This window comes from Planctomycetota bacterium, from assembly GCA_039819165.1.
Taxonomy (GTDB): Bacteria; Planctomycetota; Phycisphaerae; order Phycisphaerales; family UBA1924; genus JAHCJI01.
The window spans coordinates 207,854-232,386 of record JBCBSM010000002.1; the positions used below are offsets into that span (position 1 = coordinate 207,854).

The following is a 24,533-nucleotide window of genomic DNA, read 5'->3' on the forward strand; positions in this document are numbered from 1 at the left end:
GTCGGCCGATCACTCGGACGCGCACGCGGCTTCGAACCGTCGCCCGCGTCGCCGCAGAGGGAAGTCCGCCCATTCCGGCGGTCGATCTCGCTGGTCGCCCAAGGCTATCCCAGGACGACGCCAACCGACCGCACGGCGGTGGTGTTCCCCGTCTGGACGCTCGTCGGCCCGGAACGCCCCCGGCTGGAGGCAAACCTGCCCCCATCGGCCCATGCCGTCAAGCGATGGCGGGCCCGCGATGCGCTGCGCCGGTACCGTTGCCCCGCATGACCCTCACAGAAGTCTTGATCTGCCTGGTTATCGGCGCGGCCGCGGGAGTTCTCGGCGGCCTGGCCGGCATCGGCGGGTCGCTCATCATGCTGCCCGCGCTGGCCCTGCTTCTCGACGACGCGGAGCCCGGCACCGCCCAGCACCTCTTCATGGCGGCCGCCATGGTCGTCAACGTCGCGGTGAGCTTCCCCGCGGCGCTGAGGCACCACAGGGCGCGGGCCATCCGCCGCGAGGCGCTCGTGGTGATCCTGCCGGCGATGGCCGTGGCGATCGTCGTCGGCGTGCTGGCCTCCAACTGGATCGACGGGCTGACGCTCCGCAAGCTGCTGGCCGCCTTCATCGCGGGCTACGCGATCATGACCTTCGTGCGGTACTTCCGGAGGGCTCCGGAGCCCGCCCGCGAGAACGAGAAGCTCACGCCCCCGCGGCTGATCGGCATCGGCGGGGGTACGGGGGTGGTTGCGGGCCTGCTCGGCATCGGCGGCGGCGTGCTCATGGTGCCGCTGCTGCAGCTGCTGTGCCGGCTGCCCATCCGCAACGCCATCGCGACAAGCTCGGCCGTCATGGTGCTGACGGCCATCATCGGCGCCTCGCTCAAGCTCGCGACCCTGGGAAGCCACGGACGCTCCTTCGTGGATGCCCTGGTCATCGCGGCCGCCCTCGCGCCCACGGCGTTCTTCGGCGCGCGGCTCGGCGCGGCGCTCACGCACCGCCTGCCGCTGCAGGTCGTCCGGCTCGTGGTCGCCGGCGCGCTCTTCCTCGTAGCTGTCAGAATGGCGGGCGATGCGCTCGCCAAGCGCAACCAGGACGTCCCACCGCCGCCTTCCGACGCCCCCGCGGCGGTGCAACCGCCACCCTGAGAACCCCAGCACTGGCGCGGCGTATGCAGATCCGTTGCACGATCGCGCACGGCCATGCCGCCGTGCGCACCACCGGAGGGACACGATGTCCGTCTCGCTGATCAACAACGCCAAGACCGCGCTGCTGCTGGGCGGCCTGATGGGCCTCATCCTGGCCGTGGGGTATGCCTTCGGAGGACCGCAGGCAATCATCCCCGCGTTGGTCCTGGCGCTCATCATGAACGTCGGTGCGTTCCTGTTCTCGGACAGGATCGCCATCGCCGCCATGCGGGGCCAGGAGGTCACCGGCGGGCGGCTGTACGACCTCGTCGACGAGTTGCGGCAGCGGGCCAACCTGCCCATGCCCCGCGTCTTCGTGTGCCCGCAGCAGGCCCCCAACGCCTTCGCGACGGGCCGCAGCCCGAGCCGCGCCGCGGTGGCCGTCACCGAGGGCGCCCTGCAGCTGCTGACGGCCGACGAGCTCCGCGGCGTGATGGCCCACGAGCTGGCGCACGTCAAGAACCGCGACACGCTCATCAGCACCATCGCCGCCACGGTCTCGGGCGTGCTCGCCATGCTCGCGCAGTTCGCGCTCTTCTTCGGCGGGGGTAACCGCGAGGGCGGCAACCCGCTGGTGATGCTCGGCACCGTCATCCTGGCGGCCGTGGGTGCCGTGGTCATCAAGGCCATGATCAGCCGCTCCCGAGAATTCGTCGCCGACGCCCACGGCGCCCGCATCGCCGGCTCGCCGCACGGCCTGATCGGCGCGCTACAGAAGCTCGAGGCGATGTCCAAGCGGATCCCGATGCAGAACCCGAATCCCGCGCAGAACAACCTGTTCATCGTCGAGCCGTTCACGGGCTCGCGGATGCTCAGCAACATCTTCGCGACGCACCCGCCGACCGAGAAACGCATCCAGGCCCTGCTCAGCATGCAGTAGCCGGACGGATCGAGCGGGCTCAATCCAGCGTCGGCGGGCTCACCGGCGGCAGCGGTCGCGGGAATGTGCCCTCGCTCCGCTTGAGCAGCTCGAGTCGGATCTCGAGCTTCTGGGCCTCCAGCCGGTCGTGCAGCATCGCGAGCAGCGCGTCGGCGTCACGCGGCTGGTCCCCGGGTTCGATGGGCTCGCCATAGTGCACCCCCATGGGCCCGGCGAAGGGCGTGGGCAGCGCCCGGTGCCGCGGCCAGACGTCGAAGACGCCGTCTATGGCAACGGGCACAACGGGCACCTTGGCGCGCCGCAGCACCAGGGCGACGCCCCGCTTGAGCGGCATGAGGTGGCCGTCCCTAGTGCGGCGGCCCTCGGGGAACACGAGCACCGTACCGCCGGCCTGGAGCCGCCGCACCACCGCCTCGATTGCGGCCCGGTCGCCGGTGTCCTCCTTGATGGGGAAGGCGTTGAAGGCGCGGATGAACCGCCCGAACAGCGGGACGCGGAACAGCCCAGCCCGCGCCAGGAAGTCCAGCGGCCGGCAGCCGATGCCCGAGCCGATCAGCGGCGGGTCGTAGTACGACTGGTGGTTGGCGACCACCAGCACCGGGCCGTGCCGCGGGATGCGTTCGCTCCCCATGTACACCACGCCGTGCAGGCCGCGAAAGTAGCCCAGCAGCAGCCGACGCCCGAGCGCGTAGTGCCAGCGCATCGTGGGCTGCGGGCCGTCCGCGGACGAGTCACCTTTATTAAAGGGTTCTCCGCCACGCTGCGCCACGGCCGCCGCGCTCACGCCACGCCGACTCGGCCGAGTACGTCGCGCTCCAGCCGCGCGACGACTTCGTCGAACTCGAGGGCGGTGGTATCGACGACGATCGCGTCGTCGGGGCACACCAGCGGGCCCTCCGCGCGGCCGCGGTCGGCCTCGTCGCGGGCCTGCAGCTCGGCCATCAGCCGGTCTACGCCCTTCTCATAGCCCGCCTCGCGGAGCTGGGCGGCCCGCCGCGTCGCCCGGACGCGGAGGTCGGCCTCGAGGTAGAACTTGACCAGCGCATCGGGGAACACCACCGAGCCCTGGTCGCGGCCCTCGGTCACCAGCCGCGGGTGCTGCTGGCCGATAAGCCGCTGCTTGCGGACCATGTGCCGCCGCAGCTCGGGGATCCGCGCGACGGCCGACACCGCGGCGGTCACGTCCGGCGTGCGGATGCGCTCGTTGATGGGCTCGAACCAGGCCATGATCGCCGGCGGGTCGTAGGTCCAGTCGAAGTGGAGGTCGGCATCGGTCACCAGCTCGACGGCACGGGCCGCGTCGCCCCGCTCGACGGCGGCCATCAGGTCCCGCTCGATGAGGATCGCCGCCGCCGCGCGGTACATGGCGCCGGTGTCGAGCAGGTCGAGCGCCAGGCGATCGGCGAGCGCCTGGGCCACCGTGCTCTTGCCGGTGCCCGCCGGGCCGTCAATGGTCACGATGATGTCGACGCCTCGTGGGATCACATCGTCCTGCCTGCACTCGGCGACCGTGGGCTGCACCTCGATCGCGTCCGGCGGGGACGCGACGCTCGCGGACTCGCCCACGCCGATCATTGTCCGTCCTCGCCGTCGGACGTGTCGGAGGCCGACGCCTTGGCCGGGGCCTTCTTGCGGGACGACTTCTTGGAGGCCGGCTTCTTGGGGGCGGCCTCGCCGTCCTCCGGACCATCCGCGTCGGAGGTGGCTGCCGGATCCGATCCGGCGTCCTCGCCGTGCGGGCCTTCGTCGCCACCTTCGCCGGAGCCGTCCTTCTCGCCGTCCTCTCCGCCGTCCTCGGGCCCCTCCTCGGCTCCTTCCTCGGCCCCCTCTTCGGCGAAGATCGCGTCGAGCAAGGCCGCCGCGGCGGCATCCAGCTCGTCGTCGTCGGCGTCCTCGATGAGCGAGATCGGGCCGGCCTTGCCCTCCATCGCGTTCTGGAAGCCCACGCGGCTGCGGGTCAGGTTGAGGCGGACGTCCCCGTCGCCCTGATAGTCCAGCGCAACCGCCCCGTCGTAGCCCACCGCCGCGATGGCCTCGAGCGTCTCGGCGAGATCGAAGCCCTCGTGCTCGACGATCGCGGCCTCGTCGGCCAGGTCGCCCTCGATCGCACGGAATCCCAGCGTCGAGGCGATCACCGCCGACGCGTAGGGCGTCACCTTGCGGAGGTAGGCCGCCGGATCCTCGGCCTTGGCCGCGGTGGCGAACTCGGGCAGCGTGCCCACGCGGAATCCGCCGACCTTCTTGAGCAGCTGCGTCAGCCGCTCGGGGGATTCGGTCAGGCCCGGCCTGGGCATCAGCAGCAGGTTGAGCTCCCGCCGCTCGGCGTCGCCCATGAGCGCCCGAAGCCGGTCGGCCACGGCCTCGAAGGCCTCTTCGGTATCGGGCGCCTCGATGGCTACGCCCGCGGCGTTGCAGCCCAGCAGGGTCGAGGCCGCCAGCACGCGGCGAATCCGCTCCGAGACCGCGGCGCCGTCGCCCTCGAAGAGCGGCTGGGGCTGGTCCTCCACGAGCACCAGGCACGAACACCGTGCGCGATCGGCGGCGTCGCGGAGCTTGGTTAGGTCGTCGCGGGACTTGCCGGCCAGCAGGTCGGCCGAGAGCAGCAAGCCGTGCAGCCCGAGCTGCTCGTAGGCGAAGGCCGGCACATCGGTGAGGGTGAGCGTGGCCTGCGGGCCGACGAGCATCGACCGGAGGCTCCGCACCGCGAGGGCGAGCAGCATCGCGGGCACTGTAGACGGCCGAACACACACCCGCCGCGTTGCCTTCGCCACGCCCCCAATCCAGAGTCGGCGGGGCTCCCCGCCGCCGCAACGCCGCCCCGACGGCCCGGTTAGCATTGCCGCACCACGCGTCGGCGGCTCCTAGCGCCTAGCAATGCCGGCACCGCGCATCCCACGAAGGGTTCTCGGGAGGCGTGCGCGGGGGCGTCGATTCGCACGAAGCGGCCCGCCGGCTGTCCCGCGAGCCGCAGCCCAGAGACCGGCCCAGAGAACAGCCCAGACCAGGAGGGCTCGCATGCCCGCTCCCAACGACCGCCGCTACAGCGACTCGCACGAATGGCACAAGCAGGACGGCGACGTCGTGACCATCGGCATCACCCAGTTCGCCGTCGACCAGCTCACCGACGTCACCTACGTCGAGATGAAGGATGCCGGCACGCAGGTCGCCAAGGGCGATCCCATCGGCGAGGTCGAATCCGTCAAGACCACCAGCGACATCTTCTCGGGCGTCACCGGCGAGATCCTCGAGGTCAACGAGAAGCTCGGCGACAACCCGGGCCTCATCAACGAGGACTGCTACGGCGGCGGCTGGCTCGTCAAGATCAAGGCGACCGAGAGCGGCGAGCTCGACGCCCTCATGGACGCCGATGCGTACGAGAAGCATGCCGGCTGACCCGGACGACCATCGCCCGAGCGGCTCCGACGCCACCATCCGCTGCCGGGGCGTGCGCAAGAGCTACACGCTGGGCGATCGCCGCGTCGAGGCGTTGCGCGGGCTCGACATGGAGATCGAGGGCCCGGGCTTCTACGCGATCATGGGGCAGTCGGGCAGCGGCAAGAGCACGCTGCTGCACCTCATGGCCGCCATGGACGTGCCCGACGCCGGCAGCATCGAGGTCGCCGGCGTTCGCGTCGAAGCGCTCTCCGAGAGGGAAGCCACCGCCTACCGCCGCCGCACCATCGGCGTCATCTTCCAGCAGTTCAACCTCATCCCCACGCTGACGGCCCGCGAAAACGTCGAGCTGCCCGGCGCCCTCGCGGGCGAGCCCGCCAAGACACTGGCCGACCGCAGCGCCGAGCTCCTCGGCCGGCTGGGCGTGGGCGACCGGGCCGACCACCGACCCGATGCGCTCTCGGGCGGCGAGCAGCAGCGCGTCGCCATCGCGCGGGCGCTGCTGTTCCGGCCGGGGGTCATCCTGGCCGACGAGCCGACCGGCGCCCTGGATTCGCAGACCAGCGAGCTGCTGTGGGGCTTGCTGGCCGAGCTCGCCCGCGAGCAGCGCTCCACCGTGCTGATGGTGACGCACGAGCCCGCGGCGGCCGTCCACTGCGAGCGGGTGCTGCTCATGCGCGACGGCGTGCTCGATGGGCAGATCGAAACGGAGGGACTGGATGCGGCCGGCGTGGCGGCTCGCTATCACCAGCGCGTGGCGAAGGCGGGTTAGGAACGCCCTGCTCGTCGGCGCCGTGGCGCTCTCGGCGGCCCTCATCGCCGCGGTGTCCAGCGCGCTCGCATCGGCCAACAACGCCATCACCGTCCGCATGGACCGCACCTTCGGCGCGGCCGAGCTGCGGCTCTCGCCCGCCGGCCGCGGTGGCACCATGCCCGCCTCGATCGCCGACGAGGTGCGCACCTGGCCCGAGATCGAGGCCGTCGCCCCCAGGCTCTCGCGGGACATGGCCCTCTACGTCCAGCGCGATCCCTGGCTGCTCGACGAGAAATCGGGCGTCTACGCGCGCACGCCCACGCCCTTCCGCGTCAATGCCATTGGCATCGGCGTCGACCCCGAAGCCGAGCAGGCCATCCGCCCCATCCGCATCCTCGCGGGGCGTGCGCCGCAGGCGGCGAACGAGATCGTGCTCGACGCCACGCTCGCCGGCCGGCTGACCTGGGAGGGCAGCCTCGCCAAGGCCCGCAAGCTGGGCGTCGTCGATCGACCCGACCCGCTCATCCAGCGACCGGGCGACGAACCGGTCCCTGACCCAATCACGACCGGCGAGCCCCCCGCCGACGCCGGGGAGGCCGAGGTTCGCAACCGGCTGCTGGGCATCCGCCTGGGCGACGACGTGGTGCTCCGCAAGCGGTTCTTCCAGAGCGAGACGTTCACCGTCGTCGGCATGAGCGAGCCGCCGCCGCTGGGCGGGCGACCGCAGGCCTTCCTCACGCTCGAAGGCGTCCGCGGCGCCTTCGACCAGGACGCGGTGCTCAGCCAGATCGACCTCAAGGTCGCCCCGGGCGTCGATCCGCAGGCCATCGCCGACGCCCGCAAGGACGACGTGCCCGCCGGCGCCCTGCTGCAGACGACCGAGCGGATCACCAGCGGGCTCAATAAGAACATGAAGTCCAGCCAGCTCGGGCTCTTCCTGGCGATCATGCTCGCGCTGCTGTCGGCCGCCTTCATCATCCTGACCGGGCTGGGCACCAACGTGGCCGAGCGGCAGCGGGAGCTGGGCATGCTCCGCTGCATCGGCGCCTCCCGCGGGCAGATCGCCGAGGGCCAGCTCGTCGAGGGGCTGCTCATCGGCGTGATCGGCGCGACGCTCGGCGTGCCGCTGGGCATCGCCATCGCCGCCTCGGGCGCGTGGTACTTCCGCGAGGTGCTGCCCACCGGGCTGCACACGCCCATCGAGTGGCTGGCGCTGGCGTTCTTCGGGTCGATCGCCGCCGGCCTGCTCGGGGCGCTCTGGCCGGCCATCCGCGCCGCACGCACCAGCCCGCTGGAGGCGATGGCCGCCCGGGCCCGGAGCGTCCGCATCCACGGCGTGCTCGCGCTGCTCACGCTGGGGCTGGGGTTCGTGGCGGCGCAGCTGCTGCTAGTCGGCCTGCCCGACGACGGCCAGTTCATCTTCTGGACGTACGCCCTCGCCGGCCTGCCGCTGATGTTCGTGGGCTACTTCTTGCTGGGTCCGCCGCTGGTGCTGCTGGTCAGCCGGGTGCTCTCGCCCGCGCTGTCCGCGCTGCTGGGGCTGCCGCCCAGGTTGCTGGCCCGCTCGGTTCGCGCGACGCCCAACCGCTTCGGCTTCACCGCTGGCGCGCTCATGACGGGCCTGGCGCTGATGATCTCCAACTGGATCACCGGCGGCGCCATCCTGCGGGACTGGCTGGGCAAGATCGAGTTCCCCGATGCCTTCGTTAACGGCCTGAACCTCTCGGAGGAGAGCAAGCAGGCCCTCGACGAGCTGCCCTTCGTCGAGCAGACCTGCGCCGTGACGCTGCTGCCCGTCCGCACCGATGCCTTCGGCGTGCGAGCCATCCAGAGCTACCAGACGACCTTCGTCGCCTTCGAGCCCGAGCCGTTCTTCGACATGACCCGGGTGGTGTGGGTGCAGGGCAACCAGGAGGACGCGCTCGCCAAGCTGGAAGAGGGCAACGCCATCCTCGTCGCCCGCGAATTCCTCGTCGCGCAGGGCCTGGGCCTTGGAGACACGTTTCGCTGCACCTACGACGACGCTACCTACGAATTCGAGATCGCCGGCGTCATCACCAGCCCGGGCCTCGAGATCGTCAGCCAGTTCTTCAACTCGGGCGAGGACCTCGCCAAGCAGGCGATCCACGCCGTCTTCGGCACCCGAGCCGACCTCAAGCGGCTGTTCAATTCCGACGCGGTCAACCTCATCCAGATCGACCTGCAGGACGGCTACGACGACGAACTGGCCGTCCGCGAGATCCGCGAGACGCTCTTCGGCGCGGGCATCCTGGATGCGGGCAGCGGCCGGCAGATCAAGCAGGAGATCCAGACGTTTGCGGGCAGCACGCTGCTGGTCTTCGCGGCCGTCGCCGTCATGGCGATGCTCGTCGCCTGCTTCGGCGTAGCCAATCTGATCGTCGCGGGCATTGAAGCCCGCCGCTACGAGTTCGGCGTGCTGCGGTCCATCGGCGCCACCCGCCGCGCCATCGGCCGGCTGGTGCTGGGCGAGGCCGTCCTGGTCGCCATCACCGCGATGATCCTGGGCACCGCGCTGGGCACGCAATCGGCCTGGGCCGGCAAGCGGCTGTACGCGCTGCTCGTGGGCCTGGAGTTCGAGCTCCGGCCGCCGTGGCCGCAGCTCTTCGCCAGCTGGGGCCTCGTGCTGGTGCTCACCTTGCTGGCGGCCACCCCCGCCGTCGCGCGGCTCGCCCGCCGCCGGCCTCTTGATTTGCTCGCCGCCCGCGGAAGCTAGTCGAAGCGGAGCGCCTTGACCGGGTCCATCAGCGCCGCACGGGCCGCGGGTACGAGGGCGCCGAGCACGCTGGCGACCACGCCGCTCGCGGCGATGACCGCGAACTTGAAGGCGTCCAGGTCGGTCGGGATCGTCGTGAAGTAGTAGACGTTGGGATCCCAGATCTGCACGCCCAGCGCCGCGCCGAGCCACTCGTGGATCGGGTTGATGTTGCTCACCACGATCGCTGCGAGCGCCGAACCGAGCGCCGAACCGACGATGCCGATCGCAAGGCCGTAACCGACCCACACCGCCGCCACGCCCGTGCGGCTGGCGCCGATGGCCCGCAGGATGCCGATGTCGCGGGTCTTCTCGCTCACCATCGCCCAGAAGATCGCCAGCACCAGGAACACGCTGGTCAGGCTCACCACGCCGAAGATGAACAGCACAAGCGTGGTCTCCTTCTGCACCGCGGCGATGAAGCCCGCGTTGCGCTCCTCGAAGGTGTTTAGGCCGATGTACTGCGGGATGGGCACGTCGCCCGGATGGTCGGCCTCGAAGTCCTCGTACACCCGTAGGCACACGGCCTCGAGGTCTACCGGCGACACGCCCGGGGCGGCGCGCACGAGCACGTCGGTCACCCGGGCCGGGGCCTCGCCGGCGATCTCGGGCAGCCCGAAGCTCTCGCGGCCCTCGTCATCGACCTGCACGGCGAAGGGGCTCTGCCCGGGCGCGACTCGCTTGGCCGGGCCCATCTGGAGCATGTCCTGGAGCACCGAGAGCGGCACGAAGGCCTGCCGCGCATCGACGGCGTAGTTGCCCGTGTACAGCTCGTTGGCGACGGGGAACTCGAGCGTCCGCAGGTCCAGCTCGTCGGCGTTGCCCCCCCGCCCCAGAGGCAGCACCGTAACGGCGACGCTCGTCCGCGGCAGGTACTGCGGCGCGGGCCGCACGCCGCCGTCGGCCAGCAGCCGCTCGTTGTAGCGGGGCAGGTACCAGTTGCCGGGCTGCCGCTGGTTCCAGCCCGCCGACGCGATGCCCATGACGATGGCCGCCTTGGTCGCCCCGGTATCCGGATCGAACTCGTCCAGCCGTGCTCCATCCGCCAGCCACCCGGCCAGGATGTCGTGGTTGTCCTCCCGAAGCCGCGGATCCTCGCGGTCCTCGTCGAGGCGGTTGGGCTCGGTCTGCGGCCGCCAGTAGAGCGAATCGGCGTAGATCGTGGCCTCGGCGTAGCTCGCCGGCTCGATGCCCAGCAGCTGCACGCTCAAGCGCCGGTCGTTGGGAAGACCGATAAGTCCAAGCGTCTCGATGAGCGGCGTGGCGGCGGCAACGGCCGGATCGGCCTCGAGCCGATGGACCAGGTCCGCATAGTGCGCGAAGCCCACGTGCTCCCAGGTGATCCGCAGGTCGCCGTCCATCCGCCGCCCCTCGTCGACGAGGTTGGCCAGGAAGCCGCCCATGACCGACCACACGATCAGCTCCGTCGCGACGCACAGCGTCACCGCGAACGCGGCCAGCAGCGGGATGACCTTGGTGGTGAGGTACTTGCGGGCGAGCAGGGCGGCATACATCGCGGCAAGGGTATCGCAACGGGAAACAGGGACTCGCAGGGAGGGGTATGCTCACGCCATGAATCGGATACCACCACGACAAGGGCGGATCGCCGCGGCGGTGCTCGCCGCGGCCGGGCTGGTGCTCGCCGGAACGCCGCTGGCCGGCTGCTCGACCGGGGACGCCGACCGCTCGACCGGCGCCTCGCACCCGCCCCACGCCCGGCCCACCGACGACGCGCGGGCCCACGCGGCGCTCGGCGCCACCGAGCCCGCGGCCAGCGTCGTGCTCGCGGGGGCCGAGGCGATCCACGCTACGCTGGTCACCCGCACGGAGATCGGCACCAGCCGCGACGGCGAGCCGATCCACGTCTACCGCGTCTCGGGCGGCGCGGGCGACCCCGACGCCAAGCCTGGCCTGTTCGTGGTCGCGGGGCTGCACGGCCTGCACACCGCGGGGCCGACGGTCGCCCGGCAACTCGTCGGCCGGCTCGACGGCAGCGACGCCCTCCGGGACGCCACGCTGTACGTCCTGCCCCGCGCCAACCCGGACGCCGAGGGGCGCGAGGACCTCGATCTCGCGCAGCCCGGCGGCACGCTCCGGCCCAACGACGACGACCGCGACGGGCGCACCGACGAGGACGGCCCGCGGGACCTCAACGCTGACGGCGTCATCACGATGATGCGCGTCGCCGACCCGCCACCCGGCTACGGGCTGCAGCGGACGCACATCGCCGACCCCGGCGAGCCGCGGCTGATGCGCCGGGCCGACACCGCCAAGAACGAGCGCGCGACGCACGCGATGCTGATCGAGGGCATCGACGCCGATGGAGACGGCGGCATCGCCGAGGACGGCCTGGGCGGCGTGCTGCTCGACCGCAACTTCCCGTACCGGTGGGGCGAGTTCGCCGACGATAGCGGGCCCCACCCGCTCAGCGAGCCCGAGAGCCGCGCGATCGCCGACTGGCTGCTGACGCGGCCCAACATCGTCGCGACGCTCGCCTACGGCCCGCACGACTCGCTCGTGAAGATCCCCGACGCCGGCAAGTTCGACCAGACGGGCCGCGTGCCCACGGGCATCGAGAACGGCGACAAGCCCATCTTCGAGATGGTCTCCGAGGCGTTCAAGGACATCACCGAGCTCGAGCGCGCCGAAGCGAGCGACCGCAAGGGCTCCTTCACCGGCTGGTCCTACGCCCACATGGGCCACCTCGCGCTGGCCACCAGCCTGTGGCAGCGGCCCGAGGCCGAGCGGCCGCAGGATGAGCCCGGCGAGGCTCCAACGCAGCGGCTCGCGCCCGAGGAGGCCGACGAGCCCGAGACGCCGTCGATCATGATCGGCAGCTTCGAGCTGGAACTCACCACCGAGGCGGTCCAGGCCGCGATGGCCGAAGTCCAATCGATGTCCGCCGACGAGCAGCGCGAGGTCATGGAGGCCTTCGAGGCGCTGCCCGACGCCACCCGCAACCGCATCATGGCGATCGGCCAGGGCCTGCCCGACCCGGCCGCGGACGAGCAGGCGGACGACCCGCCCCAGCGCCCCGTGCGCACGAATGGCCGCTCCGGGCGCTCGAACTCCGACGACGCCAAGTGGCTCGCCTACGCCGACGAGGCCGGCTCGGGCTACGTCGACTGGACGCCCGTCGAGCATCCGCAGCTGGGGGATGTCGAGGTCGGCGGCTTCGTGCCGGGCTTCAAGATCGATCCGCCCGAGGACGCGATCGAGGCCATCATCGACCAGCAGGCCGAGTTCGTCGCGATGCTGCTGGAGATGCTGCCGCGGGTGTCGATCGACGACGTCCGCGTCGAGCGCGTCGGCGACCGGCTGTGGCGCATCGGCATCGTCGTCCGCAACGAGGGCGACCTGCCCACCCGCACGGCCATGGGCGTCAAGTCCCGCCGGCTGTTCCCCCATGTCCTCATGCTCGACGTCGAGCAGGACCGGATGGTCAGCGGCGACCGCGTCGTCCGCGTCGACAGCATCCCCGCGGGCGGCGAGGTGCGGGCCGAGTGGCTCGTCGTCGGCGCCGGCGGCAGCCGCATCAACGCCTCGCTCCGCACCGAGGAGTTCGGCACGGTCGAGATTCCAATCCGCCTGCGCGAGGGAGGTGCGCGATGAACACAAGGACCATGATCGGGCGGGCGCTCTCGGTACTCGCGATCGCCGCCGCCCCGGCGCTCGGGCAGCCGGCCGCCGAGGACGGCACGCAGCGGTACAACCCCGAGTTCAAGGTCGACCTGGCCTGGAACCGGTACTACGACCTCGAGCAGGTCGAGGATGCGATGCGGCGGATCGCCGAGGCCCACCCCCAGTACGTCGAGCTGCGTTCGATCGGCAAGTCCATCCAGGGCCGCGACATCTGGATCGTGATCGTGAACAACCCCGAGACGGGCGCCCACGACGAGAAGCCGGCGATGTACATCGACGGCAGCATCCACGCCAATGAGATCCAGGCAACCGAGGTGGTGCTCTACTCGCTGTGGTACCTCGTCGAGAAGCAGGGCATCAACGAGCGGCTGACCGAGCTGCTGAACAACTACAGCTTCTACTTCGTTCCCGTGGTGAGTCCCGACGGTCGCGCCTACTGGTTCGAGAAGGCCAACAGCCCGAACAGCAGCCGGCACAACCAGCGGTCGATCGACAACGACCGAGACGGCCTGTTCGATGAGGATCCGTACGACGATCTCGACGGCGACGGCTCGATCACGCAGATGTGGAGGCAGCGCGACGGCGGCGGCTTCCGCCGCAATCCCGACGATCCGAGGCGCTTCGAACGCGTCGGCCCGGGCGAGCGCAGCGACTGGGAGTACCTCGGCGGCGAGGGCCTCGATAACGACGGCGACGGCCGCATCAACGAGGACGGCCCCTTCGGCGACGACATGAACCGCAACTGGCCGGGCGACTGGCAGCCGACGTACGTGCAGTTCGGAGCCGGCCCGTATCCCCTCAGCAGCCCCGAAACGCGGGCCGTCGGAGAGTTCGTGCTCGCGCATCCCAACATCGCGGGCGCCCAGAGCTACCACAACACCGGCGGGATGATCCTCCGCGGGCCGGGCGTGGCCTACCGCGAATCGCTGTACCCGTCCGCCGACGATCGCGTGTACGACCGCATCGCACAGGTCGGCGCCCAGCAGCTGCCCTACTACCGAGACTGGGTCATCTACAAGGACCTTTACGGCGTGCATGGCGGCGAGGTGACCTGGTTCGCCGAGAGCCTCGGCGTCATCAGCTTCACCAACGAGCTGTGGCGCAACACCAAGCGCTACCAGGGCGAAGCGCAGGCCGAGACCGAGGATCAGCGGTGGCTGTGGCGCGACCACATGGTGTTCGGCGACGAGTTCAGCGAGTACACCGAGGTCGAGCACCCCGAGTACGGCACCGTGCTCGTGGGCGGCACGAACCGCTGGGGCAGCCGGAGCACGCCGCCGTTCCTCCTGGAGGAGGAAGCCCACCGCAACTTCGCCTTCACGATGTTCCACGCTCGGCACATGCCGCTGCTTCGGTTCGGCCGCGTCGAGATGGATCGGATCGCGCCGGACACCTACCGCGTGGACGTTGCGGTGCGCAACGAGCGGGTCATCCCGACCCGGACGGCCAACGCGCAGCGCAACCGCATCGGCGCCAACGACCTGCTGCTGTTCGAGTCGGACGATGCCACGCTCGCCGCCGCCGGCCGGCTGAGCAACTGGCGGGACCGGCAGATGGACGAGGTCCGCTTCGAGCCCGAGCGGATTCAGGTCGCCTCGGGCGTGCCGGGCGAGGGCGAGGTCATCTACCGCTTCATCGTGGAGGGCGAGGCCAACGACGCCTTCACGCTCACCTACCAGGCCGACAAGGCCCGGACCATCTCGAAGACCTTCCGCCTGGGCACGAAGACCGAGGCCGGCCCGGAGCCGCTGGCGCCGTAGGTCGACCGGCTGGGTTGCAATCGCAGCTGGAGTTCCGCCGCCGCGTCAGGCGCTGGCCGCGCCGCCCCTGCGCCCGGTGATGAGCCGCGCGCCGCGGGCCCAGAAGGTGTACAGCCAGGCCCACTCGAAGAGCGCCAGGAAGCGGTTGCGGAAGCCGACCAGGAACGCGATGTGCACCGCCGACCAGAGCAGCCACGCGGCCAGCCCGCCGAAGCGGAGCGGCCCGATCTGCGCGACCGCGTGCGCCCGGCCGATGGTCGCCATCATGCCCTTGTCGTCGTAGCGGAAGACCGGGCGCTCGTCGCGGGCGCGCCCGGCGATCTCGTCGGCGATCATGCGGCCCACGAAGCGGCCGCTCTGGATGGCGCCCTGGGCGACGCCCGGCACCGCCTCGCCGGTCTTCGGGTCGGCGTAGCTCATCAGGTCGCCCACCACGAACACCTCGGGATGGCCCGGCACGGCCAGGTCGCCGCCCACCGTGATGCACCCCGAGGCGTCGCGCTCGACGCCGGCGGTCCGCTCGAGCTCGTCTGCGACGGGCTCGGGCTGCAGCCCGGCGGCCCACAGCACGCAGGCCGAATCGATCCGCTCGGCGTCGTCGCCCTCCCCGACGGTCACGCCGTTGCCGTCGATGGTGCTTACGCGGCGGCCGAGGATGACCTCGACGCCGAGTTGCCGCAGGCTCTGCATCGCCTTCTCGGAGAGATCGGGGTGGAAGGCCTGCAGCACACGGCCCGATCCCTCGATGAGCACCACGCGGGCGGTGCGGGTATCGACGCGGCGGAAGTCCCGCTGGATGGACTGCATCGCGATCTCGATGAGCGCTCCGGCCAGTTCGACGCCCGTCGGCCCGCCGCCGACGACCACGAACGTCAGCGCCGCGGCGCGGTCCGCGGGATCGTCTTCGAGCTCGGCGGCCTCGAAAGCGAGCAGCACCCGGCGGCGGATGTCGAGCGCGTCATCGATCGTCTTGAGCCCCGGCGCGTGCTGCGCCCACTCGTCGTGGCCGAAGTAGGTGTGCGTCATGCCGCAGGCGACGACGAGGTAGTCGTACCGCAGCTCGCGGCCGCCACCCCGGACGAGCTTCGCGTCGGTATCGATCTGCTCGGCCTCGCCCATCACGACCGTGCAGTTGCGCTGCGAGCGCAGGATGCGGCGGATGGGGGCGGCGATGTTGGACGGCGACAGCGCCGCCGTCGCGACCTGGTACAGCAGCGGCTGGAAGAGGTGGTGGTTGCGGCGATCCACCAGGACGACCTCGACGGGCGCCCGCCGCAGGGCCCGCGCGCACGCCAGGCCCGCAAATCCGCCGCCGATGATCAGCACCCTGGGACGAAGGGCCCGTTTGCTCACGACAAACGCTAGCAGCCCGGCGGATGCCGCTTCAGGGACCTCGCGGCGATGCTGCGGAGTTCGGCGTCCTCCCGCGGGTCGTCCCGGAGGGCCTCGAGCGCCGCGGCGAGCGCCTCCGCCGCGGGCGAGGCGCCGTCCAGCTCCGCCAATCGGTTGCCCGCGGCGATCACCGCGTTGCGACGCATCATGCCGAGCGTCGCCCGCTTCATCGCCGACCGGGTGAACGCCGATCGTCGATCGGCCTCGGTCCAGCCGAGCACGTCGAGCAGGTCGAACGAATCCCGCTCGCTGGCATAGGCGGGATTGGGTCCAGCGGTGGCGTGCCGCCGTGGCGAGTTGTGCGGGCAGACCTCCTGGCAGACGTCGCAGCCGAAGAGCCAGTCGCCGATCGCGGGCTCGAACTCGGCAGGTATCGCGTGCCGACGCTCGATGGTCAGGTAGCTGATGCACCGGCGGGCGTCGACGCTATAGGGCGTAATAGCGCCGGTCGGGCAGGCATCGATGCACCGCGTGCACGTGCCGCAATGGTCCGCGACCGGGCCGTCGGCGGGCTCCAGGTCGAGGCTCGTCAGCACGCCGCCCAGAAGCAGCCAGCTGCCTCGCTCGGGGTGGATCAGCAGCGTGTGCTTGCCGGTCCACCCCAGGCCGGCGGCGACGGCGAGATCGCGCTCATGCACCGGCGCCGTATCGACGAACGCCCGGAAGCGGCCTCGCGGATGCGCGGCGGCGAGCTCGTCGCACAGCGCGTGCAGCCGCTTCTTGATGACCCTGTGGTAGTCCCGCCCGCGGGCGTACCGCGCGATGCGGCCGTGCGTCGGCGGCAGCCGTTCGTCGCGATCGCCCCGTGTGGCGTATTGGTCGGCGACCATCACCACCGAGCGGCAGCCCTCGAGCATGCCGCGCGGATCGGCCCGCAGATCGGCGTGCTCGGCGAGGTAGGCCATCGAGCCGTGCTTGCCGTCCTCGAGCCAGCCCTCGAAGAAGGTCGGATGCCGGATAGGCCCGGGCCGGGCGATGCCGGCGAGGGCGAAGCCCATGGCCTCGCAGCGGCGGAGGACCGATCGCGACCGTGCCGCCGGGTCTTCGCTGCCGCGGGAGGCGGGATCGTCGGCGGTCAAGCCACCTCCGCGGCCTCGGTCACGTGTGCCTGCACCGCCTTGCCCGAGGACTCGCCGCCGAGCCAGCCGTAGATCCGGCGGATCGCGTCGGGCAGGACCTCGTCCGCGGGTGCGAGGTTGTCGTGCCACGCGGCGTCCCACTCGAAGCTCAGCCAGCCGTCGAAGTAGGGGTAGCCCGCCAACTCGCGAACGAAGGCCTCGGCCTCGCGATCGCCATCTCCCGGCAGGACCGGGACGCCGCCGCGGACATCCTTGAGCCGCGCGAGGCGCAGGCGGCGGCCCAGCGTCCGCACGCCCTCGCCGAAGTCGTCGCCCGCGGCGTGCGCAACGGCGTTGCCGTAGCACGCGGCCGCCAATGGGCTATCGACCGCGTTGAGAACCTCCCGCAGGGCGGCGGCGGTGCGGAAGCTGCCGCCGTTCTCGAGCAGGATGGTCACGCCGCGATGGCGGGCGTGGTCGGCGATGGTGGCCAGCCGCTGGGCGATGAGGCGAATCGCCGCGTGCCGGGTCTCGCCCTCGGGCACCTCGAAGCCAAAGAGCCGCACGAAGGGCGCCTCGATCTGCGACGCGAAGTCGACGATCCGCGTGGCGCGGCGGGTCTCCCGCTCCTGGTCGAACAGGAAGGTCCGTCCGATCACGTGCGGGCGGATGGGCGTGTGCAGCGCAATCGAGGTCGCCAGGCAGCACACGTCCAGCCCCAGGTCGCCGAAGGTGCGGGCCACCTTGCGAGCGCCGGTCATCATGGGATCGCAGACGAATTGCCGCGAGCCGTAGCCGAAGGTCCGCAGTTCAACGCCATCGAATCCGAGTTCGGCCGCCGTTCGGGCGACCTCGTCGAGTTTCCACGCCGGACATGCAACGGTGCTGAATGCGGTGCGAATCATGATCGGCGTCCCCGTTCTGGGCCCCGGCAGGCTGCCATTCCGCCGGTACCGCCCGACGCGGACGGATCGTACGAGCGACCCTTCGGCGATCAAACGGCTCGCGTCGGCCCTGCCCCGGCACCCCCCGCCGACGCGCACTCCACACGCGGATGATGCCGGTTGCGCCGCCTGGCGCGGCGTGCATCGGCACAACACGGACGAGAGACCGGCCCCGCCCCTGGCCTGGGGAGGCGGCCTTTAGGAAGGTGTGCGCATGGACCTACGCAAGAGGGCAACAAGCCGCGACCGGCGCGTGCCGCGCCGCGCCGCCATCGCGGCCGCGGGACTGGTGGTCGCGCTCGCCGCCGTCGGTTCGCAGGGCTGCGGCTCGAGCGGCCGCAGCATCGGTCCGCCGCACGCCGAGCGGGGCTCGATGCCCGAGTGGGCCTGGGCCCCGCCGCCCGCCGCCGACCGCGGCGGCTCGCTGGTGTTCGATCGCCCCCAGCCCTAGGGAGGCAACTGGACCGTCCCGGCACGCGAACAAGGGTGGCCGGCCCCGAAGGAGGTCACGCCTCGGTCGGCAGGCCCGCCTCGGTCCAGCCGCGGTAGCCGCCGTCCATGGAGATGACCCTGCCGTAGCCCATCTTCTGTAAGTTGTCGGCGGCCAGAGCGGAGCGAAAGCCGCCGCCGCAGTAGAGCACGATCGTGCGATCGGTATCGGGGATTGCGGCCTCGATGTCGCGCTCGATGACGCCCTTGCCCAGGTGTCGAGCGCCCGGCAGCCTGCCGTTGGCGAACTCGCTCTCCTCGCGGACGTCGACGAGATCGAAGTCCTCGCCCGCGTCGAGCATCGCCCGCACGTGGTCGACGCTGCACTCGGAGATTCGCGTCCGCGCGTCGTCGCAGATCGCAAGAAAACGGGGCGGATGTTGCTTGGCCATGGCGGAATCCTTGCACGCCAGGGCGCGTTCCGGCGGCCGACGGGCGCGAATGAAGAATGCGAGCCCGGCGTTGGTAGGCTTGCGATCGTCCGGGATTACCGGTACTCTGGATGGAGCATGACCGGATTGACACCGAGCACAGTCCACCCCGACCGCGACGGCCCGGCGGCATGACCCACCGCGTTGCCATCGCGGGCGCGACCGGATATACCGGGCTCGAGTTGATCGAGCTCGTGCTGGCCCATCCCGAATTCGAGCTGGCGGGCGTATTCGGCTCCCCGGGCGGCGGCCATGGCGGCCGGCCCGTCGGCGAGGTGTTCGGCCGGCTGCATGGCCGCACCGACCTCGCCATCGAGGATGGGACGCCCGACGCGATCCTGGCGTGCCGGCCGTCGGTCGTGTTCCTCTGCACGCCACACGAGGCCAGCGCGGCGCTCGCGCCGGCCCTGCTCGACGGCGTCGAGATCGTCGCGGACCTGTCGGGCGCGTTCCGGCTGCCGGACCCGGCGGACTACCCGAGGCACTACGGCTTCGAGCACCCGGCTCCCGACCTCCTCCGCGAGGCGGCGTACGGACTGCCCGAGCTCGACCCCGCTGGCCTGCGGGACGCGCGGCTGATCGCCTGCCCGGGCTGCTACCCGACGGCGAGCCTGCTGCCCATGCGGCCGCTGCTGGACGCCGGCGTCGTCGAGGCGGACTGGACGCCGCTGATCGACGCGGTGAGCGGCATCAGCGGCGCGGGGCGGGCGGCGTCGCCGCGGACGGCCTTCGGCGAGGTGAGCCTGCAGCCGTACAACGTGCTGGCGCACCGCCACCAGCCCGAGATCTCGACGCACGCCGGCCGGGGCGTGCTGTTCACGCCCAGCGTGGCGCCATTCTTCCGCGGCATGCTGAGCGTCGTGCACCTGCGGCTGGCGGAGGCGATGGACGCCGCCAACGTCCGCGGCGTGCTCGCATCGGCCTACGCGGATCGGCCGTTCGTGCGAATGCTGCCCCACCGCGCGTGGCCCGCGGTCCTCGGCGTGGAGCGGACCAACTTCGCCGACATCGGCGTCGCGGTCGACGACTCGGGCACGCACGCCGTCGTGGCGTGCGCCATCGACAACCTGCTCAAGGGCGCCTCGGGCCAGGCCTTGCAGGCGGTGAACGTGCGGCTGGGGCTGCCCGAGACGCTCGGGCTGCTGCCCGCAACCGGCGCGCACGCCGCGGGAGGATCGCCTTGAGCGTCATCGTGCTCAAGCTCGGCGGCTCGGGCGTGGACGCGGCGATCGCCCGCGAGCCCATCCTCGACGCCATCGCGGGCCTCGCCGAGCACGAGCGACTGGTGCTGGTGCACGGCGGCGGCGAGGCGGTCAGCCGCCGCATGGCCGCCCTGGGCATCGAGCGGCGGAAGGTGCAGGGCCTGCGGGTGACCGACGACGCCGCGATCGGCGAGGTCGTCGCCACGCTGGCCGGGCTGGTGAACCACCAGCTCGTCGCGGCGCTGCGGGCCCACGACATCGACGCCGCCGGCCTCACGCTGACCGGGGCCGGCCTGCGGTGCCTCCGCCGGCAGCCCGTGGGCGGCGTGGACCTCGGGCACGTGGGCGTGGTGGCGCCCAACGGCGAGGGCGGCGATGCGCTGGCACTCGACGCCCTGCTCGGGGCCGGCATCGTCCCGGTCGTGTCGTGCATCGGCGCCGACGACGACGGCGCGCCGCTGAACGTCAACGCCGATGATGCGGCCGCGGGCGTCGCCGACGTGCTGGGCGCGGCCCAGCTCGCGCTGCTGACCGACACCCCCGGCGTGCTGCAGCGAGACGGCCGCGCGATCGAGCGGCTCGACCGACCGACCGCCGAGGCCCTGATCGAAAGCCGGGTCATCGAGGGCGGCATGGTGCCCAAGGTGCGAGCGGCGTTGGATCTGTCGGCGCGGCTGCGTTCGCCGGTCCGCATCGCGTCATGGCGGGATACGGCCTCGCCCTGGTGGCAGGACCCCAACTCCGCGGGCGGCACGACGCTGCTCGACCTGCCCAGCCAGAAGCCACCGGGAGCGTAGCGTGGCCCATCGCGCATCCGTTGACGTGACCGTTCCGCGGGCCTTGCTATCGGTCGCCGACCTGGAGCCCGCATCGATCCGCGGCGTGCTGGACCTGGCCGGCAGGCTCCGCGGCCGCTGGTCCAAGCCGCCCACGCCGCTGCACGGCATGGCGATCGCCGCGGTGTTCGAGAAGCCCTCGCTCCGCACGCGGGCATCCTTCGAGATCGGGCTGACCCGCCTGGGCGCACACGTCGTGTACATGGACCAGGCCGGCTCGCCCCTGGGCGAGCGCGAGTCCATCCGCGACTTCGCCCGCACGCTGGAGCGGTACGCCGACGCGACGGTCGCCCGCGTGCGGTCGCACGCCAGCCTCGAGGAACTCGCCGAGCACACCCGGCGGCCGCTGATCAACGCCCTGAGCGACCTGGAGCACCCGTGCCAGGCACTCGGCGATGCTCTGACCATCCATGTGGCCCTCGGCGGCGTCACCGGCGTCCGCGTGGCGTTCATCGGCGACGGCAACAACGTGTGCCACTCGCTGCTGCTGGTGCTGGGCGCCCTGGGCGGGCACGCCACGGTCATCTCGCCGTCGGCCTACGGCCCGCAGGCCATGATCGTCGAGCGGGCCCGCACGCTCGCCAACGCCTCGGGCGGCTCGATCACCCTGAGCACCAACCCCGAGGCCGTCGCGGGCCACGACGTGATCTACACCGATACCTGGGTCTCGATGGGCAGCGAGGCCGAACGCGAGGAGCGGGTCGAGGCCTTCCAGCGGTACCGGGTGACCGCCGAGCTGATGCGGCACGCCGGCTCGGGCGGCCGGCCCGCGCGGTTCATGCACTGCCTGCCGGCCTGCCGGGGCGTCGAAGTCGACGACGAGGTCATCGACGGCCAGCACTCCATCGTCTACGACCAGGCGGAAAACCGCATGCACGCCCAGAACGCGCTGGCCGTTATGATGCTCGACCAGCACCGCCCCCAGTAACCACCAGCAGTAACCGCCAGCAGTAGCCGCCAGCAGCAACCGACCGCAGCCGCACGGCTACGCCAGGAATGCCCGCATGACGCCGCCCCCGCAAGACGCCCGCCGCGTGGTGCTCGCCTATTCGGGCGGGCTGGATACCTCGGCCATCGTGCCCTGGCTCGTCGAGACCTACGGCTACGAGGTGCACTGCTTCGTGGCCGACGTCGGCCAGGGTGCCGAAGAACTCCAGGGCGTCGAGGACAAGGCCCGCGCCAGCGGCGCCGCCAGCTGCAAGGTCGACGACCTCCGCGCGTCGTTCGTCGAGGACTACGTGTTCCCCACGCTGATCGCGGGCTGCACCTACGAGCACACCTATCTGCTGGGCACCGCGATGGCGCGGCCGGTGATCGCGGCCGCCCAGGTCGCCTACGCCCGCGAGGTGGGCGCCACCGCCCTCTGCCACGGCTGCACCGGCAAGGGCAACGACCAGATCCGCTTCGAGGCGGGTTTCGCGGCGCTGGCGCCGCAGATGGAGGTCATCGCCCCCTGGCGGACCTGGGACATGCACTCCCGCGAGGACCTGCTGGACTACCTCGCCGAGCGCCAAATCCCCACCACCTCCAGCGCCGCCAAGATCTACAGCCGCGACCGCAACCTATGGCACATCTCGCACGAGGGCGGCCCGATCGAGGACACCTGGAGCCCCCCGCCACCCGACGTGTGGATGATGAGCCGCGACCTCGACGAGACGCCGACCGACCCCGAGGTCGTGCGGCTGGCCTTCGAGGACGGGCGGCCCGTCGCGGTCGACGGCGAGGCGCTGGGCGGCGTGGCCCTCATCGAGCGGCTCAACGATCTGGGCGGCCGGCACGGCGTGGGCCGCGTCGACATCGTCGAGAACCGCGTCGTGGGCATCAAGTCCCGCGGGCTCTACGAAACCCCGGGCGGAACGATCCTGGTCGCGGCGCTGCGGGCCCTCGAGGAGCTCGCCTTCGACCGCGACGCGCGACGCTACCGCGAGCACATGGCTGCCACCTTCGGCGAGATCGTCTACGCCGGCAAGTGGTTCACGCCGCTGCGGCAGGCCGTTAGCGCCGCCGCCGAGAGCATGGCGTCGCGATTGACCGGAGAGGTGGCCGTCCGGCTGCACCGCGGGCACGCGGTCGTCGAGCAGCGGCGGTGCGAGGCCGCCCTCTACGACCCCTCGCTGGCGTCCTTCAGCGACACGCCCTTCTACGACCAGAAGCACGCCGAGGGCTTCATCCGCCTGTGGACGCTGCCCCAGCGCGTCGAGGCGACCCGGCTGGAGCGTGAGCGGTCGTCCGACGCCGTCGCCGAGCAGCGGCCATCATGACCGCGCCGCCCGCCGCGATGTGGGGCGGCCGCTTCGATGAGCCGCCCGACGAGCTGTTCAAGCGCTTCAACGACTCGCTCGCCTTCGATTGGCGGCTGCTGCCGCACGACGTCGAGGCCTCGATCGCATGGGCGGCCGAGCTAGCGGCGGTTGGCGTGCTCACCGGCGACGAATCGGCCCGGATCGCCGAGGCGCTGCGCGCCATCGAGCGCGACGCCCTCGCGCTGCCGGACCCGCCCGTCGAAACCGGCCTGGAGGACGTGCACACCTGGCTGGAGCACGAACTCGTGCAGCGGATCGGCGACCTGGGCAAGAAGCTGCACACCGGCCGCAGCCGCAACGACCTGGTTTCTACCGATCTGCGGCTGTGGACGCGGGCGAGCATCGCCGACCGCGTGCGCGAACTCGATGCGCTGCGTTCCGCGCTGGTCTCCATCGCCGAGCGGCACGCGGCCGACCCGATGCCCGCCTACACGCACCTGCAGCCCGCGCAGCCGGTGACGATCGGCCACTGGGCCCTCGCGCACGAGGCGATGCTCGCCCGCGACGCCGATCGCCTCCGCGATGCGCTCCGCCGCGTGAACGAATGCCCGCTGGGCTGCGGCGCCCTGGCGGGGACGGCCTACCCGATCGATCGCCACCGCCTGGCGACGGCGCTCGGCTTCGACCGCCCCTGCGGCAACAGCATGGACGCCGCCTCCGATCGAGATTTCGTGCTCGAGATGCTGGCGTGCATCGCGGCCTGCGCCGTGCACCTGTCGCGGCTGGCCGAGGATCTGATCATCTACAACAGCGCCGAATTCGCGCTCGTGAAGCTCTCCGATCGGGTGACCACGGGATCATCGCTGATGCCCCAGAAGAAGAACCCCGACGGCCTGGAGCTCGTCCGCGGCAAGTGCGGGCGGATTGCGTCGGCGCACAACGCGGTGCTGATGATCCTGAAGTCCCAGCCGCTGGCATACAACAAGGACAACCAGGAGGACAAGCTCGCGCTCTTCGATGCGAGCGACGAGCTCAGCGGCTGCCTGCGGATCGCCGCGCTCACCATCGAGACGCTGGCGTTTGATGTCGACCGCTGCCGCACGCGCGCCTCCGGCGGCTACGCGAACGCGACCGAACTGGCCGACTACCTGGTTGCACGCGGCGTGCCCTTCCGCGAGGCACACGACGTGACGGGTCGGGCCGTCCGCGTGGCCATCGACCGCGGCGTCGCGCTCGAGGATCTGCCGCTCGACGCGCTCCAAGCCGTGCACGCCTCGATCGACACCGACGTGTTCGAGGTGCTCGGCCTTCAATCGGCGCTCGCGAAGCGGTCGGCATTCGGCGGAACGGCTCCCGAACGGGTGGCCGAGGCCGCACGCCGCGCCCGCAGCTAAGTCGTTGCGGCCCAAGCCATGCGGCGGTGCGAGCGGGTCGCAGGCCGCCCATCTTGCCCATTCCATCGAGGAAAACGCCAATACGCGTTCTCTCATGCGCGGAGGACGCAATCTACGATCCGCCCCGTTTGCGGGGGGTCGCGCGACGCTATGAGGCCCGGCGGCCCCGCGAA

General features: G+C 71.5%; 21 protein-coding genes. 13 read left to right on the top strand and 8 right to left on the bottom strand.

The annotated features are described in order from the left end of the window. Positions 1 to 266: 266 nt before the first annotated feature. Both AAFX79_12325 and AAFX79_12330 read left to right on the top strand, forming a co-directional pair. The gene (locus AAFX79_12325) at positions 267 to 1,130 is read left to right on the top strand and encodes a sulfite exporter TauE/SafE family protein (GenBank protein MEO1009340.1); all 864 of its coding nucleotides are present in this window, start codon (positions 267 to 269) and stop codon (positions 1,128 to 1,130) included. 85 nt (positions 1,131 to 1,215) lie between these two features. Beyond that, positions 1,216 to 2,049, top strand: coding sequence for a M48 family metalloprotease (locus AAFX79_12330; protein ID MEO1009341.1), 834 nt, complete (start codon positions 1,216 to 1,218; stop codon positions 2,047 to 2,049). Between the two features lie 19 nt (positions 2,050 to 2,068). Here the strand turns inward: AAFX79_12330 and AAFX79_12335 are convergent, their stop codons facing one another. From AAFX79_12335 to AAFX79_12345, 3 genes are read right to left on the bottom strand one after another with little or no spacing between them, the layout of a single operon-like run. After that, complete coding sequence (locus tag AAFX79_12335) at positions 2,069 to 2,833, bottom strand: lysophospholipid acyltransferase family protein (protein MEO1009342.1); 765 nt, start codon at positions 2,831 to 2,833, stop codon at positions 2,069 to 2,071. Continuing rightward, complete coding sequence (gene cmk, locus AAFX79_12340) at positions 2,830 to 3,615, bottom strand: (d)CMP kinase (GenBank protein ID MEO1009343.1); 786 nt, start codon at positions 3,613 to 3,615, stop codon at positions 2,830 to 2,832. Before cmk ends, AAFX79_12335 begins: the two co-directional genes overlap by 4 nt. 5 nt (positions 3,616 to 3,620) lie before the next feature. Further along, positions 3,621 to 4,769, bottom strand: coding sequence for a hypothetical protein (locus tag AAFX79_12345; protein MEO1009344.1), 1,149 nt, complete (start codon positions 4,767 to 4,769; stop codon positions 3,621 to 3,623). A 295-nt stretch (positions 4,770 to 5,064) separates the two neighbouring features. On the opposite strand from AAFX79_12345, the gene gcvH reads away from it, so the two are divergent. The 3 genes from gcvH to AAFX79_12360 are packed head-to-tail and all read left to right on the top strand — an operon-like array spanning position 5,065 to position 8,930. Next, positions 5,065 to 5,442, top strand: a complete 378-nt coding sequence (gene gcvH / locus AAFX79_12350) for a glycine cleavage system protein GcvH (GenBank protein MEO1009345.1) — start codon at positions 5,065 to 5,067, stop codon at positions 5,440 to 5,442. Beyond that, on the top strand, positions 5,432 to 6,214 hold the full coding sequence (locus tag AAFX79_12355) for an ABC transporter ATP-binding protein (GenBank protein MEO1009346.1): 783 nt from the start codon (positions 5,432 to 5,434) through the stop codon (positions 6,212 to 6,214). Before gcvH ends, AAFX79_12355 begins: the two co-directional genes overlap by 11 nt. After that, positions 6,162 to 8,930 carry an FtsX-like permease family protein gene (locus AAFX79_12360; protein MEO1009347.1) on the top strand — a complete coding sequence of 923 codons (2,769 nt, stop codon included), beginning with the start codon at positions 6,162 to 6,164 and terminating at the stop codon, positions 8,928 to 8,930. Before AAFX79_12355 ends, AAFX79_12360 begins: the two co-directional genes overlap by 53 nt. On the opposite strand, the gene AAFX79_12365 is transcribed toward AAFX79_12360, so the two are convergent. Then, on the bottom strand, positions 8,927 to 10,483 hold the full coding sequence (locus AAFX79_12365) for an FtsX-like permease family protein (protein ID MEO1009348.1): 1,557 nt from the start codon (positions 10,481 to 10,483) through the stop codon (positions 8,927 to 8,929). The two genes, AAFX79_12360 and AAFX79_12365, sit on opposite strands and share 4 nt — an antisense overlap. Before the next feature lie 58 nt (positions 10,484 to 10,541). Between AAFX79_12365 and AAFX79_12370 the strand changes: the two genes are divergently transcribed. Both AAFX79_12370 and AAFX79_12375 read left to right on the top strand, forming a co-directional pair. After that, positions 10,542 to 12,581, top strand: coding sequence for a M14 family zinc carboxypeptidase (locus tag AAFX79_12370; GenBank protein MEO1009349.1), 2,040 nt, complete (start codon positions 10,542 to 10,544; stop codon positions 12,579 to 12,581). Beyond that, a complete protein-coding gene (locus AAFX79_12375) occupies positions 12,578 to 14,371 on the top strand; it encodes a M14 family metallopeptidase (protein ID MEO1009350.1) in 1,794 nt (597 codons plus the stop codon). Before AAFX79_12370 ends, AAFX79_12375 begins: the two co-directional genes overlap by 4 nt. Positions 14,372 to 14,416: 45 nt before the next feature. On the opposite strand, the gene AAFX79_12380 is transcribed toward AAFX79_12375, so the two are convergent. The 3 genes from AAFX79_12380 to AAFX79_12390 are packed head-to-tail and all read right to left on the bottom strand — an operon-like array spanning position 14,417 to position 17,726. Then, a complete protein-coding gene (locus AAFX79_12380) occupies positions 14,417 to 15,724 on the bottom strand; it encodes an NAD(P)/FAD-dependent oxidoreductase (protein MEO1009351.1) in 1,308 nt (435 codons plus the stop codon). A gap of 8 nt (positions 15,725 to 15,732) precedes the next feature. Further along, positions 15,733 to 16,842 (bottom strand): tRNA epoxyqueuosine(34) reductase QueG, encoded by a 1,110-nt coding sequence (gene queG / locus AAFX79_12385; GenBank protein ID MEO1009352.1) that lies wholly within the window; start codon positions 16,840 to 16,842, stop codon positions 15,733 to 15,735. Further along, the gene (locus tag AAFX79_12390) at positions 16,839 to 17,726 is read right to left on the bottom strand and encodes a TIM barrel protein (protein MEO1009353.1); all 888 of its coding nucleotides are present in this window, start codon (positions 17,724 to 17,726) and stop codon (positions 16,839 to 16,841) included. Before AAFX79_12390 ends, queG begins: the two co-directional genes overlap by 4 nt. Before the next feature lie 253 nt (positions 17,727 to 17,979). On the opposite strand from AAFX79_12390, the gene AAFX79_12395 reads away from it, so the two are divergent. Next, the gene (locus AAFX79_12395) at positions 17,980 to 18,216 is read left to right on the top strand and encodes a hypothetical protein (GenBank protein MEO1009354.1); all 237 of its coding nucleotides are present in this window, start codon (positions 17,980 to 17,982) and stop codon (positions 18,214 to 18,216) included. A gap of 55 nt (positions 18,217 to 18,271) precedes the next feature. Here AAFX79_12395 and AAFX79_12400 read toward each other — a convergent pair whose 3' ends face one another. Beyond that, positions 18,272 to 18,646, bottom strand: coding sequence for a rhodanese-like domain-containing protein (locus AAFX79_12400; GenBank protein ID MEO1009355.1), 375 nt, complete (start codon positions 18,644 to 18,646; stop codon positions 18,272 to 18,274). A gap of 170 nt (positions 18,647 to 18,816) precedes the next feature. Here AAFX79_12400 and argC point away from each other — a divergent pair, with 170 nt between their 5' ends. The 5 genes from argC to argH all read left to right on the top strand — a co-directional run bounded on the left by argC (position 18,817) and on the right by argH (position 24,360). Next, positions 18,817 to 19,869, top strand: a complete 1,053-nt coding sequence (gene argC, locus AAFX79_12405) for an N-acetyl-gamma-glutamyl-phosphate reductase (protein ID MEO1009356.1) — start codon at positions 18,817 to 18,819, stop codon at positions 19,867 to 19,869. After that, positions 19,866 to 20,684 (top strand): acetylglutamate kinase, encoded by an 819-nt coding sequence (argB, locus tag AAFX79_12410; GenBank protein MEO1009357.1) that lies wholly within the window; start codon positions 19,866 to 19,868, stop codon positions 20,682 to 20,684. The genes argC and argB overlap by 4 nt, the downstream gene beginning before the upstream one ends. 1 nt (position 20,685) lies before the next feature. Continuing rightward, positions 20,686 to 21,651 carry an ornithine carbamoyltransferase gene (gene argF, locus AAFX79_12415; GenBank protein MEO1009358.1) on the top strand — a complete coding sequence of 322 codons (966 nt, stop codon included), beginning with the start codon at positions 20,686 to 20,688 and terminating at the stop codon, positions 21,649 to 21,651. Between the two features lie 76 nt (positions 21,652 to 21,727). Further along, the gene (locus AAFX79_12420) at positions 21,728 to 22,984 is read left to right on the top strand and encodes an argininosuccinate synthase (GenBank protein ID MEO1009359.1); all 1,257 of its coding nucleotides are present in this window, start codon (positions 21,728 to 21,730) and stop codon (positions 22,982 to 22,984) included. Further along, positions 22,981 to 24,360: an argininosuccinate lyase gene (argH, locus tag AAFX79_12425; GenBank protein ID MEO1009360.1), complete on the top strand. Its 1,380-nt coding sequence runs from the start codon at positions 22,981 to 22,983 to the stop codon at positions 24,358 to 24,360. The genes AAFX79_12420 and argH overlap by 4 nt, the downstream gene beginning before the upstream one ends. The last annotated feature ends 173 nt before the right edge of the window (positions 24,361 to 24,533 follow it).

Bases quoted from the DNA above. Each gene is read 5' to 3' on its own strand.
- AAFX79_12325 (MEO1009340.1), top strand. From the start codon at position 267: ATGACCCTCACAGAAGTCTTGATCTGCCTGGTTATCGGCGCGGCCGCG.
- AAFX79_12330 (MEO1009341.1), top strand. From the start codon at position 1,216: ATGTCCGTCTCGCTGATCAACAACGCCAAGACCGCGCTGCTGCTGGGC.
- AAFX79_12345 (MEO1009344.1), bottom strand. From the start codon at position 4,769: ATGCTGCTCGCCCTCGCGGTGCGGAGCCTCCGGTCGATGCTCGTCGGC.
- gcvH (MEO1009345.1), top strand. From the start codon at position 5,065: ATGCCCGCTCCCAACGACCGCCGCTACAGCGACTCGCACGAATGGCAC.
- AAFX79_12355 (MEO1009346.1), top strand. From the start codon at position 5,432: ATGCCGGCTGACCCGGACGACCATCGCCCGAGCGGCTCCGACGCCACC.
- AAFX79_12360 (MEO1009347.1), top strand. From the start codon at position 6,162: ATGCGGCCGGCGTGGCGGCTCGCTATCACCAGCGCGTGGCGAAGGCGG.
- AAFX79_12365 (MEO1009348.1), bottom strand. From the start codon at position 10,483: ATGTATGCCGCCCTGCTCGCCCGCAAGTACCTCACCACCAAGGTCATC.
- AAFX79_12370 (MEO1009349.1), top strand. From the start codon at position 10,542: ATGAATCGGATACCACCACGACAAGGGCGGATCGCCGCGGCGGTGCTC.
- AAFX79_12375 (MEO1009350.1), top strand. From the start codon at position 12,578: ATGAACACAAGGACCATGATCGGGCGGGCGCTCTCGGTACTCGCGATC.
- AAFX79_12390 (MEO1009353.1), bottom strand. From the start codon at position 17,726: ATGATTCGCACCGCATTCAGCACCGTTGCATGTCCGGCGTGGAAACTC.
- AAFX79_12395 (MEO1009354.1), top strand. From the start codon at position 17,980: ATGGACCTACGCAAGAGGGCAACAAGCCGCGACCGGCGCGTGCCGCGC.
- AAFX79_12400 (MEO1009355.1), bottom strand. From the start codon at position 18,646: ATGGCCAAGCAACATCCGCCCCGTTTTCTTGCGATCTGCGACGACGCG.
- argC (MEO1009356.1), top strand. From the start codon at position 18,817: ATGACCCACCGCGTTGCCATCGCGGGCGCGACCGGATATACCGGGCTC.
- AAFX79_12420 (MEO1009359.1), top strand. From the start codon at position 21,728: ATGACGCCGCCCCCGCAAGACGCCCGCCGCGTGGTGCTCGCCTATTCG.
- argH (MEO1009360.1), top strand. From the start codon at position 22,981: ATGACCGCGCCGCCCGCCGCGATGTGGGGCGGCCGCTTCGATGAGCCG.